Raw genomic sequence first — 13,654 nt, forward strand, 5'->3', positions numbered from 1 at the left:
TCGCCGATGGCGGAGGCCGGCGGAAGCGGCTCCGGCGGCTCGTCGGCCTGGCGGGCGGGCAAGGCGGTGGGGCGCTTCGTGCTCACCGCCGCAATCACGTTGCTCGGGCTCGTCCTCGTCACCTTCCTGATCGGTCGCGTCGTGCCGATCGACCCGGTGCTGGCCGTGGTCGGCGACAAGTCCTCGCCGCAGGTCTATGCCAGGGCCCGCCAGGAGCTCGGCCTCGACCTGCCGCTGGCCGAGCAGTTCTGGCTCTATCTCGGCAAGGTCCTGCGCGGGGATTTCGGCAATTCGGTGCTCACCACCAACCCGGTGCTCGACGACATCCGCCGCTTCTTTCCCGCCACGCTGGAGCTGGCGACGCTCGGCACCCTGATCGGCACGCTGGTCGGCGTGCCGCTCGGCGTATTGGCGGCCGTGCGCGCGGGCAGCCTCACCGACCAGGTCACACGCGTCGTCGGCCTCGTCGGCTATTCCGTGCCGATCTTCTGGCTCGGCCTGATGGCGCTCCTGCTGTTCTACGCCAAGCTGGACTGGGCCGCCGCGCCGGGGCGCGTCGACATCGCCTACGACTATCTGGTGACGCCGATCACCGGGTCGCTGCTGGTCGACAGCCTGCTGGAGGGCGAGTATGACGTCTTCGCCAACGCCCTGTGGCACATCGTGCTGCCGGCCTGCCTGCTCGGCTATTTCTCGCTCGCCTATATCAGCCGGATGACGCGCTCCTTCGTGCTGGGCGAGCTGCAGCAGGAATATGTGCTCACCGCCCGGGTGAAGGGCCTGTCCGAGGCGCGGGTGATCTGGCGTCACGCGCTGCGCGTGGCGGCGGTGCCGCTGGTCACGGTGATCGTGCTCTCCTACGCCACGCTGCTGGAGGGCTCGGTGCTGACCGAGACCATCTTCGCCTGGCCCGGCATCGGATCCTACCTCACCAATTCGCTGCAGAACGCCGACATGAACGCCGTGCTGGGCGCGACGCTGTGCATCGGCGCCACGTTCGTCACCCTCAACATGCTCTCCGACCTGCTCTACAGCCTGCTCGACCCGAGGACGCGGCGATGATGGCGGGCGACCTGCGGGCCTGGCTGACGACGAGCGAGCCGCAGTCCCACCGGCAGGCCTATCTCGGCCGGGCCTATGTGGCGTGGCGGCGCCTGGCCGCCAATCCCCTGGCGATCACCGGCCTCGTCCTGGTGCTGGCGCTGATCCTGGTCGCGGCCTTCGCTCCTCTCCTCGCCACCCATTCGCCGGTGGCGGGCGGCGATCTGCGGACGCAGCGCCTGCTGCCGCCCGGGGGCGAATTCTGGCTCGGCACCGACGACCAGGCGCGCGACATCTATTCGCGCCTCGTCTACGGCGCGCGGGTGACGCTGCAGGTGGTGGCGCTGGTGTCGGTCATCGCCATGCCGGTCGGCCTCGCCGTCGGCACGATCTCCGGCTATCTCGGCGGCTTCGTCGATGCGGTGCTGATGCGCATCACCGACGTCTTCCTCGCCTTCCCCAAGCTGGTGCTGGCGCTGGCCTTCGTCGCAGCGCTGGGGCCGGGCATCGACAACGCCATCATCGCCATCGCCATCACCTCCTGGCCGCCCTATGCGCGTCTGGCGCGGGCGGAGACGCTGACCGTGCGCGACAGCGACTTCATCCACGCCGCGCGCCTGCAGGGCGCCTCGGCGCCCCGCATCCTGTTGCGCTACATCGTGCCGCTGTGCCTGTCCTCGGTGATCGTGCGCGTCACGCTCGACATGGCCGGCATCATCCTCACCGCCGCCGGGCTCGGCTTTCTCGGCCTCGGCGCCCAGCCGCCTTTGCCGGAATGGGGGACGATGATCGCCGCGGGCCGGCGCTTCCTGATCGACCAATGGTGGGTGGCGGCCATGCCCGGCATCGCCATCCTGGTGGTGAGCCTCGGCTTCAACCTGCTCGGCGACGGACTGCGCGACGTGATCGACCCCAAGGCGGCGAAATGAGCGCCTGGCCCCTGCTCGAGGTCGAGGATCTGCATGTGCGCTTCCGCCTGCCGCATGGGGTGGTGGAGGCGGTGCGCGGCGTCTCCTTCCACCTCGGGCGCGAGCGGCTCGGCATCGTCGGCGAATCCGGCTCCGGCAAGTCGCAGACCGGCCGCGCCCTGCTCGGCCTCACCCGCCCGCCCGGCGAGGTCACGGCGAAGCGCCTCGCCTTCGATGGCGTCGACCTGCTCGGCGCCGACGCCCGCACCATCCGGCGGCTGCGCGGCGCCCGCATGACCATGGTGATGCAGGATCCGAAATTCTCCCTCAACCCGGTGATGACCATCGGCGCCCAGATGCTGGAGGCCTGCCGTGCCCATGGCGGCATCGGCCGGCGCGAGGCGCGGGAGAGGTCGCTGGCCATGCTGGAGGCGGTGCGGCTCGCCGATCCCGTCCGGGTGTTCTCGCTCTATCCGCACGAGGTCTCCGGCGGCATGGGGCAGCGCTGCATGATCGCGATGATGCTGGTGACCGACCCCGACCTGATGATCGCGGACGAGCCGACCTCGGCGCTCGACGTCACCGTGCAGCTGGAGGTGCTGCGCATTCTCGACGACCTCGTCGCCGAGCGCGGCATGGGCCTGATCCTGATCAGCCACGATCTCACCCTGGTCTCCTCCTTCTGCGACCGCATCCTGGTGATGTATGCGGGCCGGATGGTCGAGGAGGTCAGGGCGAGCGAGCTGGCGCAGGCCCGCCATCCCTACACCCAGGGCCTGCTACGCTGCCTGCCGAGGCTCGGGGACGACCGGCATCCGCTCCCTGTCCTCGCCCGCGACCCGGCGTGGCTGCGATGAGCGAGGCCGTGCTGGAGGTCGAGGCCCTGACGGTGCGGTTCGGTCATGGCCGCCTGAAGGTCACGGCGGTCGACGGCGTCTGCCTGCACCTGCGCCGGGGCGAGGCGCTCGGCCTGGTCGGCGAGTCCGGATCGGGCAAGTCGACCATCCTGCGCGCGATCACCGGGCTGACCACGATCGCCGGCGGGCAGATCCGTCTCGACGGCGCCGCCCTGGCCCCGCCGCGCGGCCTCGCCGTCCTGCGCCGGGTGCAGATGGTGTTCCAGGACCCCTATGCCTCGCTGCATCCGCGCCATACGGTCGACCGGATCCTGTCGGAGCCGTTGGCGATCCACCGCCTGCCGGACCGGGAGCGGCGCATCCTCGCCGTGCTGCGCGAGGTCGGCCTCGGCCCGGCCTATCGTTTCCGCTATCCCCATCAATTGTCGGGTGGCCAGCGCCAGCGCGTCGCCATCGCCCGCGCCCTGATCCTGGAGCCGGAGATCCTGCTCCTGGACGAGCCGACCTCGGCGCTCGACGCCTCGGTGCAGGCCGAGATCCTCAACCTCTTGGAGGCGCTGCGGCGCGAGCGCGGCCTCACTTTCCTGTTGGTCAGCCACAACCTTGCGGTGGTGGCCCATCTGTGCGAGCGGCTGATCGTGATGCGCGGCGGGCGCATCGAGGAGGAGACGACGGCCGCGGCGCTGCGCTCGGGCACGGTCGCGGCCGACTACACCCGGCGCATGCTGACGGCGAGCGAGGGCTTCGTGCGGAGGGGCGCGGCGCCGGGGTGAGGGCGGCGATGAGCCTTGCGCTGCGGGGATCCGCTGGATCGATAGACCCCCGTAAGCATTGTTATCGAGAGATCCGCGTCTTATAATTATGCTGGTTGCAATCTATTATAAATTGACGCCTCAATGAAGCGAGCGCCATGTCTGCGGAAACCATCGATCACGTGACGTTGACGCGTCTTGTCGAGGCCGGTGCCGTGCGCAGCACCCGCGTGGTCGGCCAGGACGGCGGTTGGGCCGTGCGCATCGGATACGGCACGGCGGAGCGGGCGCTGGCAGCGCAGCGCAGCCACCGGGTACGTCTGTTCAAGCGATTTGAAACTCTTGCTTCCTATCTGAAGGGTGTCGGGATCTCTCGTTTCGACGTGGACGTGACCGACTATGCGTCGGAGGCCGTCAAGACGCGCGCGAGACCCGATCGGGCGGAAGCGCTGCGCCGCGTGCATGAAGCTGCGGCCTATGATCGATGGTTCCGCGAGGAGGTCGGCAAGGCCGTGAGGGAGGCGGATGACCCGTCCACCGAATGGATTCCGCACGAGGTGATCAAGCAGGACATCGCGCAGCAGCGCGCTGAACTCCAGGCCCGGATCAAGCGCGAGGCCAAGTGAGAATCGTCTGGCTCGCCCGGGCGCGCCACGACAGGACAGCGGCGATCGATCATATCGCGCTGGACAGTCCACGTGCGGGGCTGGAACAGCTCGACGAGATCGAGAGTCAGGTCGAGCATCTGGCGACCTATCCGGCCATGGGACGAGTCGGCCGCTGGCGCGGCACGCGTGAGTTGGTCGTTGTTCGCACGCCCTTTATTGTCGTCTACCGCGTCCGATCGAAGCTTCGGCGGATCGAGATCGTGCGCCTCATGCACGGTGCGCAGCAATGGCTTCCAGGCGGTCGGAAAAGCGCGGCGACTTGACCGATCGGCGCTTGTCGCCGCCGTCCGCGATCTTGTCGCTGCTCCCCCCTGGCAATCCCCGTCGCGGACCATATTTGTCCGAGCAACAACCCGCCTCGATCCATCATCCCGGCCGACAGTTCCCCACACCCGCCCCGGATGGCGGCTGCCCCATGATGGAACGCCGGACCAGCAAGAGGGAGACCCGTCCGATGACCACCAGCCTCGTTCTCAACGACGGCCAGAGCATTCCCCAGCTCGGCTTCGGCGTCTGGCAGGTGCCGAACGACGGTGCGGCCGTCGCCGTCGGCACGGCGATCAAGGCCGGCTACCGGCTGATCGACACCGCCGCGATCTACGGCAACGAGACCGGCGTGGGCGAAGCTATCGCGGCCGCCTCCGTGCCGCGCGAGGATCTCTTCATCACCACCAAGCTGTGGAACGACCGGCAGGGCTACGACTCCACCCTGCGCGCCTTCGACGAGAGCATGAAGCGGCTGCGCCTGGAGGGGCTCGACCTCTACCTCATCCATTGGCCGGCGGCGCAGCGTGGCGCCTATGTCGACACCTGGCGGGCCTTCGCCCGGCTGAAGGAGGAGGGGCGGGTGCGCTCGATCGGCGTCTCCAACTTCACCATCGCCCATCTCGAGCGCCTGCAGCGCGAGAGCGGCATCGTGCCGGCGGTGAACCAGGTCGAGCTGCATCCGCGCTTCCAGCAGACGGCGCTGCGCCGCTTCCAGGAGAAGGCGGGCATCGCCACCGAGTCCTGGAGCCCGCTCGGCCAGGGCACGCTCCTGCAGGACCCGGTGCTGAAGGCGATCGCCGCCCGGCACGGCAAGACGACGGCGCAGGTGATCATCCGCTGGCATCTCGACAGCGGCCTGATCGTCATCCCGAAATCGGTGACGCCGGCGCGCATCCGCGAGAATTTCGACGTGTTCGACTTCGAGCTGTCGCCGGAGGACAAGGCCGGCATCGCCGGGCTCGACGATCCCAGGGGCCGGATCGGCCCGGATCCCGACCGTTTTTCCAACTGAGTTGCCGGGCGGGGGCCCGATCGCGGAGAGACTGCAATGGACACCATCAAGCTGGGCCGTACCGGGCTCGACGTGTCGCGCCTGTGCCTGGGCTGCATGAGCTACGGCGTGGCCGAGCGCGGCAACCATCTGTGGACGCTGGGCGAGGAGGAGAGCCGGCCCTTCATCAGGAAGGCGCTGGAGCTCGGCATCAACTTCTTCGACACGGCCAATGTCTATTCCGACGGCACCAGCGAGGAGATCGTCGGGCGTGCCCTGAAGGATTTCGCCAGGCGCGACGAGATCGTGCTGGCGACCAAGGTGCACGGCCGGATGCGGCCGGGCCCGAACGGCGCCGGCCTGTCGCGCAAGGCGATCATGGCCGAGATCGACCACAGCCTGCGCCGGCTCGGCACCGACTACGTCGATCTCTACCAGATCCACCGCTGGGACGCCTCGGTGCCGATCGAGGAGACGCTCGAAGCCCTCCACGACGTGGTGAAGGCCGGCAAGGCCCGCTATATCGGCGCTTCGTCGATGCATGCTTGGCAGTTCGCCAAGGCGCTCTACCTCGCCGACCGCCACGGATGGACGCGCTTTGCCACCATGCAGAACTACGTCAACCTGCTCTACCGCGAGGAGGAGCGCGAAATGCTGCCGCTCTGCCGGGCCGAGGGCGTCGGCGTCATCCCCTGGAGTCCGCTGGCGCGCGGCCGGCTGACGCGCGACTGGGACGACCAGAGCGAGCGCTCGCGCACCGACGAGTTCGGCAAGACGCTCTATGCCGCCAGCGCCGAGGCGGACCGAAAGGTGGTGGAGGCGGTCGCCGCCGTCGCCAAGGCGCGCGGCGTCCCGAAGGCGCAGGTGGCGCTGGCCTGGCTGCTGGGCAAGCCGGGCATCAGTGCCCCGATCGTCGGCGCGACCAAGCCGCACCATCTCGACGACGCGGCCGCGGCCGTGAGCCTCAAGCTGACGGCCGAGGAGGTTGCGGCGCTGGAGCAGCCCTATGTGCCGCACACGGTGACGGGTTTCGCCTGAAGCGGGGGCGAAGCGCCGGCGCGACGGTTCTCGCGCCGGCAGTCCGATGCTACTTCCTGTGGTTGCCGGCGAAGGCGGCGGTGAAGCCGAGGCCGATGAACAGCACGCCGCTGACATAGCGCTCGAAGCCGAGATAGGCGCGGCTGCGCTTCAGCCAGCTGCCGGCGGTGCCGGCGGCCATCGCATAGCAGCCGTCGCTGATCAGGCCGAGCAGCCCGAAGGTCAGGCCGAGCACTGTGACCTGCATGGCGATGTGGCCGCGGCCGACATCGACGAACTGCGGCAGGAAGGCGAGGAAGAACAGGGCCGTCTTCGGGTTGAGCAGGTTGACGATGAACCCGTCCCGGAACAGGCGCCGATAGCTGTAGGTCTTCGCGAACCCCTCGGGTCCCGCCGTCTCGGCCGGGCCGAAGATCTTCTTCAGGCCGATCCAGATGAGATAGGCGGCGCCGGCATATTTGACGATGCCGAAGGCGAGCGCCGAGGAGGCGAGCAGGGCGGAGAGGCCGAGGGCGGCCGCGAGCACATGCACCAGCGTGGCGCTGTGGATGCCGAGATCCGAGACGAAGCCGGCGAGCCGGCCCTGCTCGACCGAGCGGGCGATGATGAACAGCACGGCCGGTCCGGGGGTGACCAGCAGGGCCAGGGCCGCGCCGACGAAAAGCGCCATGTTCGCGGCGCCGGGCGTGACGATCTCGATCATGATGAGCCGCCTCCATGCGGCGACCCAGTAAGCTCGGGCGGCGGGCGCCGTGTCAACCGGGCGGGGCCTCAGGGCCCCAGCAGCCGCCAGGGCGCCTCCAGCCCGGCCTTGACCGCCTGGATGAAGGCGGCGGCGTCATGGCCGTCGACCACGCGGTGGTCGAAGGAGGAGGAGAGATTCATCATCCGCGCCGTCTCGATGCGGCCGCTGCGCACGACGGGCCGCTCGACGATCTTGTTGACGCCGACGATGGCGACCTCCGGCGGGTTGATGATCGGCGTCGCCATGATGCCGCCGAGCGCGCCGAGGCTGGAGACCGTGATGGTCGAGCCGGTGAGCTCGGCCCGCGTCGCCTTGCCGGCCCGGGCCGCTTCGCTCAGGCGCAGGATCTCGGCGGCGAGGTCCCAGGGCTGGCGCGCCTCGGCGTGACGGATCACCGGCACCACCAGGCCGCGCGGCGTCTGGGTGGCGACGCCGACATGCACGGCGCGGTGGCGGCGGATCAATGCGGCCTCGTCGTCGAAATGGGCGTTGAGCCCGGGATGGTCGGCGACGGCGCGGACGATGGCGCGGATCAGGAAGGGCAGCAGCGTCAGCTTGCCCCGCGCCTCGCCGGGCCGGGCATTGAGGTCGGCGCGCATGGCCTCCAGCGCGGTGACGTCGACCTCCTCGACATAGGCGAAATGCGGCACGCGCCGCTTGGCGTCCTGCATGCGCTCGGCGATCTGGCGCCGCAGCCCGATCACCTTGATCTCCTCGACGGTGTCGGCGGCGGGGTTGCCCGGGACGGGAGCCGGCGGCGCGGCCGGGGCGCGGCGGGCGAGCAGCGCGGCGTCGAGGTCCGCGTGCCGGATGCGGCCGTCCTCTGCGGCGGCTTCGATCGACGCCAGGTCGATGCCGAGCGCGGCCGCCCGGGCGCGCACGGCCGGTGCTGCCAGGACCTTGCCCTTGGGAGCCGATGCCGGAGCGACCTCGGGGGCGGAACGCGGCGTCGCAGCGTCGGCCGCGGGCACCGGCGCGGCCTTGGCCTTCGACGGCGTCTGCGCACCGGTCTCGATCACCACGATCTCGCTGCCGATGGCGGCCATGGTCCCGGTCTCGCCCTTGCGCGACAGGATGCGTCCGGCCACCGGCGCGCCGATCTCCACCGTCGCCTTGTCGGTCATCACGTCGACCAGCGGCTGGTCCTCGCGGATGGTGTCGCCGACCTCGGCGTGCCAGGCGACGATCTCGGCCTGTGCGATGCCTTCGCCGACGTCGGGGAGCCTGAAGACATAAGTGCCCATCGCGCGCTCCTTCCTCAACCGGCCATGACCTGGCGGATGCCCTCGGCCACACGCCGCGGCCCGGGGAAATAATGCCACTCGAAGGCGTGGGGATAGGGCGTGTCCCAGCCGGTGACGCGCAGGATCGGCGCCTCGAGGTGGTGGAAGCAGCGCTCCTGCACCAGGGCCGAGAGCTCGGCGCCGTAGCCGCCGGTGCGCGTTGCCTCATGCACGATCAGGCAGCGACCGGTGCGGCGCACCGAGGCGGTGATCGCCTTGATGTCGACCGGCAGCAGCGTCCGGAGATCGAGGATCTCGGCGTCGACGCCGGTCTCCCCGGCCGCGGCGAGCGCCACGTGCACCATGGTGCCGTAGGCGAGGATGGTGAGGTCCTCGCCCTGCCGCACCGTCGCCGCCTTGCCGAGCGGCACGGTGTAGTGGTCGATCGGCACCTCGGCGGCGGGATGGCCGGCCCAGGTCTGGACCGGCCGGTCGTGATGGCCGTCGAACGGGCCGGAATAGAGCCGCTTGGGCTCGAAGAACAGTACGGGATCGTCGTCCTCGATGGCGGCGATGAGCAGGCCCTTGGCGTCGTAGGGGTTGGAGGGGATGACGGTCTTGATGCCGCAGACATGGGTGAACAGGCCCTCCGGGCTCTGGCTGTGGGTCTGGCCGCCGAAGATGCCGCCGCCATAGGGGGCGCGGATGGTGATGGGTGCGTTGAAGTCGCCGGCCGAGCGGTAGCGCAGGCGCGCCGCCTCCGAGACGATCTGGTCGAAGCCGGGATAGATGTAGTCGGCGAACTGGCACTCCACCACGGGCCGGAGGCCATAGGCGCCCATGCCGATGGCGACGCCCATCAGGCCGCCCTCGGCGATCGGGGCGTCGAAGACGCGGGTGTCGCCGTAGCGCTGCTGCAGGCCCTCGGTGCAGCGGAAGACGCCGCCGAAGAAGCCGACATCCTCGCCGAAGACGAGCACGTCGGGATCGCGGGCCAGCATCACGTCCATGGCGGAGTTGAGCGCCTGGACCATGGTCATGGTCGCCATCACCTGGCCTCCCCGGTTTCGGCCGCCCTGAGCCGCATCAGCTCCGCCTGCTGCTCGGCGAGGTGCCAGGGCATCTCCTTGTAGACGTCCTCGAACATGCTGGTGGCCGCGTGATGCTCGCCGTCCCTGAGGATGCCGTGGCTCTGCGCCTGCGCATTCGTCGCGCGGGTCGTCTCTTCCAGCTCGGCGGCGAGGGCGGCGTGCCGCGCCTCGTCCCAGGCGCCGGCGCGGATCAGGTGCGCCTTGAGCCGCTCGACCGGGTCGCCCAGCGGCCAGAACGCGCTCTCGTCGCCGGGACGGTAGCGGCTCGGGTCGTCGCTGGTCGAGTGCGGGGCGACGCGATAGGTGAAGAACTCGATCAGCGTCGGCCCGTGATTGCTGCGGGCGCGCTCGGCGGCCCAGCGGCTGACGGCGTAGACGGCGAGGGGGTCGTTGCCGTCGACCCGGATGCCGGGCATGCCGAAGCCGATGGCCCGCGAGGCGAAGGTCGCCTCCTCGCCGCCGGCCACGCCCTGGCTGGAGGAGATCGCCCACTGGTTGTTGACGAGGTTGAGGATGACCGGCGCCCGGTAGACCGCGGCGAACACCATGGCGTGGTGGAAGTCGCCCTCGGCCGAGGCGCCCTCGCCGACCCAGGCCGAGGCGATGCGCCGGTCGCGCTTGTAGGCGGAGGCCATGGCCCAGCCGACCGCCTGGGGCACCTGGGTGGCGAGATTGCCGGAGAGCGAGAAGAACCCGGCCTCCCGTGCCGAGTAGAGCACCGGCATCTGGCGGCCCTTCAGGCGGTCGAGGCTGTTGGAATAGATCTGGCACATCATGTCGAGGATCGGCCAGTCCCGGGCGATCAGCAGGCCCTGCTGGCGATAGGTGGCGAAGCACATGTCGCCCCGCTCCAGCGCGAAGGCCTGGCCGACGGCGACGGCCTCCTCGCCGGTGCACTTCATGTAGAAGGAGGTCTTGCCCTGGCGCTGGGCGCGGAACATGCGCTCGTCGAAGGCCCGCGTCAGCATCATGGCGCGCAGGGCGCGGCGGAGCGTGTCGGCATCGAGCTTGGGGTCCCAGGGCCCGACGGCGCTGCCGTCCTCGTCGAGCACGCGCACCAGGCCATAGGCGAGGTCGCGGGTGGCCGAGGCCTCGGCATCGACCGGAGGCCGCTTGGCCTTGCCGGCCTTGGGCAGGTGGAGATAGCCGAAATCCGGCTTGTCGCCGGGGCGGAATCGCGCCTCCGGAATATGCAGGGAAAGCGGACCGTCGGACGTCATGGCATGTGCCTCATGGACCTTGGACCTCAGTCACGTTCGACGGCCATGGCCACCGCCTCGCCGCCGCCGATGCAGAGCGCCGCCACGCCGCGCCGGGCGCCGCGCGCCTCCAGCGCGGCCAGGAGCGTCGCCAGGACGCGGGCGCCGGAGGCGCCGATGGGATGGCCGAGGGCGCAGGCCCCGCCGTTGACGTTGAGCCGCTCGCGCGGGATGGCGAGCTCGTGCATGGCGATCATGGCGACGGCGGCGAAGGCCTCGTTGACCTCGTAGAGGTCGACCTCCCCTGGCGCCCAGCCGGCGCGCTGCAGCGCCTTGCGGATGGCCGGCGCCGGCGCGGTGGCGAACAGGGCCGGCGCCTGGGCGTGCACGGCATGGGCGACGACCTGCGCCAGCACCGGCAGGCCCCGCCGCGCCGCCACCGAGGCGCGGGTCAGCACCAGGGCCGCGGCGCCGTCGGAGATCGAGGAGGCGTTGGCGGCGGTGATGGTGCCGCCCTCGGCGAAGGCCGGCTTCATCGTCGGGATGCGGGCAGGGTCGGCGCGCTGCGGCTGCTCGTCTCGGCGCACCGTGACAGGGCCGCCCTTGGCGGGAACATCGACCGCGACGATCTCGCGGGAAAAGGCGCCACTCGCCTCCGCGGCGCGGGCCCGCTCCAGGCTCTCCAGGGCATAGGCGTCCTGGCCGGCACGGGTGAGCTGGTGGGTCCTGGCCGTCTCCTCGGCGAAGGCGCCCATCAGGCGGCCCTTGTCATAGGCGTCCTCAAGCCCGTCGAGATAGAGGCTGTCGAGGATGCGGTCATGGCCGATGCGGGCGCCGCCGCGATGCTTGGCGAGGAGATAGGGCGCGTTCGACATGCTCTCCATGCCGCCGGCGACGATGATGTCGGCCGAGCCGGCCGCCAGGGTGTCCGCGGCCAGGATCGCCGCCTGCAGGCCGGAGCCGCACATCTTGTTGACCGTGGTCGCCGCCACATGCTGCGGCAGGCCGGCGCCGAGGGCGGCCTGCCGCGCCGGCGCCTGTCCGAGCCCGGCGGGGAGCACGCAGCCCATGATGACCTGATCCACGACCTGGTCGACCGCCTCGCCCGCGATGCCCGCCCGCTCGACCGCGGCGCGCACGGCGGCGCTGCCGAGCTCGGGCGCGGTGAGGCCGGCGAGGGCGCCCTGGAAGCTGCCGATCGGGGTGCGGGCATAGGCTGATATGACGACGGGATCCTCGGCCATGGGCGCCTCCCCTATGCGGTTTCCCGGAACAGCTCGCGGCCGATCAGCATGCGGCGGATCTCCGAGGTGCCGGCGCCGATCTCGTAGAGCTTGGCGTCGCGCAGCAGGCGGCCGGCCGGGCCGTCATTGACGTAGCCGCTGCCGCCGAGCGCCTGGATCGTCTGCAGCGCCAGCTCGGTCGCCTTCTCCGCGGCGTGGAGGATGCAGCCGGCCGCGTCCTTGCGGGTGGTCTCGCCGCGGTCGCAGGCGGCCGCCACGGCATAGACATAGGCGCGGGCGGCATTGGCGGTGGTGTACATGTCGGCGAGCTTGCCCTGCATCAGCTGGAAGCTGCCGATCGGCTCGCCGAACTGCTTGCGCTCGTGCACATAGGGCATGACCACGTCGAGGCAGGCGGCCATGATGCCGAGCGGGCCGCCCGCCAGCACCACCCGCTCATAGTCGAGGCCCGACATCAGCACCTCGACGCCGCCGCCGGGCCGGCCGAGCCGGTTGGCCGCCGGCACGGCGCAATCCTCGAACACCAGCTCCGCCGTGTCGGAGCCACGCATGCCGAGCTTGTCGAGCTTGGGCGAGGGCCGGAAGCCGGCAAAGCCCTTCTCGACGATGAAGGCGGTGATGCCGCGCGCACCGGCGGCAGGATCGGTCTTGGCATAGACCACCAGCACGTCGGCCTCCGGGCCGTTGGTGATCCACATCTTCGTTCCGTTGAGGATATAGCGGTCGCCATCCGGCACGGCGCGCAGGGCCATCGACACCACGTCCGAGCCGGCGCCGGCCTCGGACATGGCGAGCGCCCCGACATGCTCGCCCGAGATCAGCTTCGGCAGGTAGCGCTGCTTCTGCTCCGGCGTGCCGTGGCGGGTGAGCTGGTTGACGCAGAGATTGGAATGGGCGCCGTAGGACAGGCCGACCGCGGCCGAGGCGCGGCTCAGCTCCTCCATGGCGACGCAATGGGCGAGATAGCCCATGCCGGCGCCGCCATAGTCCGGCTCGGCGGTGATGCCGAGCAGGCCGAGGCCGCCGAGCTCGGGCCAGAGGTCGCGCGGGAAGGCATTGTCGCGGTCGATCTCGGCCGCGCGGGGGGCGATGCGCTGGAGTGCAAAACGGCGCGCCATGCGGCGCAGGGCCTCGATCTCCTCGCCGAGGCCGAAGCTCAGGCCGGCATCGAACATGGCATGTCCTCCGGGGTGATGAGGGGGAGGCTGGTGCGCGAGGAGGGCGCCGTGTCGCAGGTGCCGGTCCGATACGGTCGGACGAGACGCGACCGTAGTCGATCAGCGCGCGACGTCAGCCGATCCCCTCCCCCTTGCGGGGAGGGGTGAGGGGTGGGGGTCGTGCAGAACAAATCGCGCCCTGCGCCGAGGGGCGCCCTGCATGGCGCGCTGCGTCCATTCCTGATGGACCCCCACCCCTCACCCCTCCCCGCAAGGGGGAGGGGAGCGGTTGGCGTCGCGCTCCACGCGGCTATTTTCGGACGACGGCTGAAGGGGCGGTGGGAGACAAAGGCCTCGACGCAGGTCCGATACGGTCGGACGAGACGCGACCGTAGTCGATCAGCGCGCGACGCCGGCCGATCCCCTCCCCCTTGTGGGGAGGGGTAAGGGGTGGGGGTCGTGCAGAACAAATC

General features: G+C 70.5%; 14 protein-coding genes. 8 read left to right on the forward strand and 6 right to left on the reverse strand.

Translation table 11 applies throughout. The features are described from left to right. Positions 1-6: 6 nt before the first annotated feature. From QO011_RS16245 to QO011_RS16280, 8 genes are all read left to right on the forward strand, one after another. Entirely contained in the window at positions 7-1,062 is a 1,056-nt protein-coding gene (locus tag QO011_RS16245) for an ABC transporter permease (RefSeq protein WP_307273922.1), read from the forward strand. After that, entirely contained in the window at positions 1,059-1,970 is a 912-nt protein-coding gene (locus QO011_RS16250) for an ABC transporter permease (protein ID WP_307273925.1), read from the forward strand. Before QO011_RS16245 ends, QO011_RS16250 begins: the two co-directional genes overlap by 4 nt. Then, entirely contained in the window at positions 1,967-2,806 is an 840-nt protein-coding gene (locus QO011_RS16255) for an ABC transporter ATP-binding protein (RefSeq protein ID WP_307273928.1), read from the forward strand. The genes QO011_RS16250 and QO011_RS16255 overlap by 4 nt, the downstream gene beginning before the upstream one ends. Then, positions 2,803-3,579 carry an ABC transporter ATP-binding protein gene (locus QO011_RS16260; RefSeq protein WP_307273930.1) on the forward strand — a complete coding sequence of 259 codons (777 nt, stop codon included), beginning with the start codon at positions 2,803-2,805 and terminating at the stop codon, positions 3,577-3,579. Before QO011_RS16255 ends, QO011_RS16260 begins: the two co-directional genes overlap by 4 nt. A gap of 137 nt (positions 3,580-3,716) precedes the next feature. Then, positions 3,717-4,184, forward strand: a complete 468-nt coding sequence (locus QO011_RS16265) for a ParC-related protein (protein ID WP_307273931.1) — start codon at positions 3,717-3,719, stop codon at positions 4,182-4,184. Continuing rightward, the gene (locus QO011_RS16270) at positions 4,181-4,489 is read left to right on the forward strand and encodes a type II toxin-antitoxin system RelE/ParE family toxin (RefSeq protein WP_307273934.1); all 309 of its coding nucleotides are present in this window, start codon (positions 4,181-4,183) and stop codon (positions 4,487-4,489) included. Before QO011_RS16265 ends, QO011_RS16270 begins: the two co-directional genes overlap by 4 nt. 191 nt (positions 4,490-4,680) lie before the next feature. After that, a complete protein-coding gene (locus QO011_RS16275) occupies positions 4,681-5,505 on the forward strand; it encodes an aldo/keto reductase (protein WP_307273938.1) in 825 nt (274 codons plus the stop codon). A 36-nt stretch (positions 5,506-5,541) separates the two neighbouring features. After that, positions 5,542-6,522 carry an aldo/keto reductase gene (locus tag QO011_RS16280; RefSeq protein WP_307273940.1) on the forward strand — a complete coding sequence of 327 codons (981 nt, stop codon included), beginning with the start codon at positions 5,542-5,544 and terminating at the stop codon, positions 6,520-6,522. A gap of 49 nt (positions 6,523-6,571) precedes the next feature. Here the strand turns inward: QO011_RS16280 and QO011_RS16285 are convergent, their stop codons facing one another. The 6 genes from QO011_RS16285 to QO011_RS16310 all read right to left on the reverse strand — a co-directional run bounded on the left by QO011_RS16285 (position 6,572) and on the right by QO011_RS16310 (position 13,199). After that, on the reverse strand, positions 6,572-7,225 hold the full coding sequence (locus QO011_RS16285; protein ID WP_307273943.1) for a LysE family translocator: 654 nt from the start codon (positions 7,223-7,225) through the stop codon (positions 6,572-6,574). A 68-nt stretch (positions 7,226-7,293) separates the two neighbouring features. Beyond that, positions 7,294-8,511, reverse strand: coding sequence for a dihydrolipoamide acetyltransferase family protein (locus QO011_RS16290; RefSeq protein WP_307273945.1), 1,218 nt, complete (start codon positions 8,509-8,511; stop codon positions 7,294-7,296). A 14-nt stretch (positions 8,512-8,525) separates the two neighbouring features. After that, a complete protein-coding gene (locus QO011_RS16295; protein WP_307273947.1) occupies positions 8,526-9,539 on the reverse strand; it encodes an alpha-ketoacid dehydrogenase subunit beta in 1,014 nt (337 codons plus the stop codon). After that, the gene (locus tag QO011_RS16300; protein WP_307273951.1) at positions 9,539-10,801 is read right to left on the reverse strand and encodes a thiamine pyrophosphate-dependent enzyme; all 1,263 of its coding nucleotides are present in this window, start codon (positions 10,799-10,801) and stop codon (positions 9,539-9,541) included. Before QO011_RS16300 ends, QO011_RS16295 begins: the two co-directional genes overlap by 1 nt. Before the next feature lie 26 nt (positions 10,802-10,827). Continuing rightward, positions 10,828-12,024, reverse strand: a complete 1,197-nt coding sequence (locus QO011_RS16305) for an acetyl-CoA C-acyltransferase (RefSeq protein WP_307273953.1) — start codon at positions 12,022-12,024, stop codon at positions 10,828-10,830. Positions 12,025-12,035: 11 nt separating this feature from the next. Beyond that, entirely contained in the window at positions 12,036-13,199 is a 1,164-nt protein-coding gene (locus tag QO011_RS16310; RefSeq protein WP_307273956.1) for an isovaleryl-CoA dehydrogenase, read from the reverse strand. Positions 13,200-13,654 lie beyond the last annotated feature (455 nt).

Source organism: Labrys wisconsinensis (assembly GCF_030814995.1).
In the GTDB taxonomy this organism is placed as follows: domain Bacteria; phylum Pseudomonadota; class Alphaproteobacteria; order Rhizobiales; family Labraceae; genus Labrys; species Labrys wisconsinensis.

What these genes read in the sequence shown, in the direction of transcription:
- QO011_RS16245 (WP_307273922.1), top strand. Translation starts at nt 7, where the DNA reads ATGGCGGAGGCCGGCGGAAGCGGCTCCGGCGGCTCGTCGGCCTGGCGG.
- QO011_RS16250 (WP_307273925.1), top strand. Translation starts at nt 1,059, where the DNA reads ATGATGGCGGGCGACCTGCGGGCCTGGCTGACGACGAGCGAGCCGCAG.
- QO011_RS16255 (WP_307273928.1), top strand. Translation starts at nt 1,967, where the DNA reads ATGAGCGCCTGGCCCCTGCTCGAGGTCGAGGATCTGCATGTGCGCTTC.
- QO011_RS16260 (WP_307273930.1), top strand. Translation starts at nt 2,803, where the DNA reads ATGAGCGAGGCCGTGCTGGAGGTCGAGGCCCTGACGGTGCGGTTCGGT.
- QO011_RS16265 (WP_307273931.1), top strand. Translation starts at nt 3,717, where the DNA reads ATGTCTGCGGAAACCATCGATCACGTGACGTTGACGCGTCTTGTCGAG.
- QO011_RS16275 (WP_307273938.1), top strand. Translation starts at nt 4,681, where the DNA reads ATGACCACCAGCCTCGTTCTCAACGACGGCCAGAGCATTCCCCAGCTC.
- QO011_RS16280 (WP_307273940.1), top strand. Translation starts at nt 5,542, where the DNA reads ATGGACACCATCAAGCTGGGCCGTACCGGGCTCGACGTGTCGCGCCTG.
- QO011_RS16285 (WP_307273943.1), bottom strand. Translation starts at nt 7,225, where the DNA reads ATGATCGAGATCGTCACGCCCGGCGCCGCGAACATGGCGCTTTTCGTC.
- QO011_RS16290 (WP_307273945.1), bottom strand. Translation starts at nt 8,511, where the DNA reads ATGGGCACTTATGTCTTCAGGCTCCCCGACGTCGGCGAAGGCATCGCA.
- QO011_RS16295 (WP_307273947.1), bottom strand. Translation starts at nt 9,539, where the DNA reads ATGGCGACCATGACCATGGTCCAGGCGCTCAACTCCGCCATGGACGTG.
- QO011_RS16300 (WP_307273951.1), bottom strand. Translation starts at nt 10,801, where the DNA reads ATGACGTCCGACGGTCCGCTTTCCCTGCATATTCCGGAGGCGCGATTC.
- QO011_RS16305 (WP_307273953.1), bottom strand. Translation starts at nt 12,024, where the DNA reads ATGGCCGAGGATCCCGTCGTCATATCAGCCTATGCCCGCACCCCGATC.
- QO011_RS16310 (WP_307273956.1), bottom strand. Translation starts at nt 13,199, where the DNA reads ATGTTCGATGCCGGCCTGAGCTTCGGCCTCGGCGAGGAGATCGAGGCC.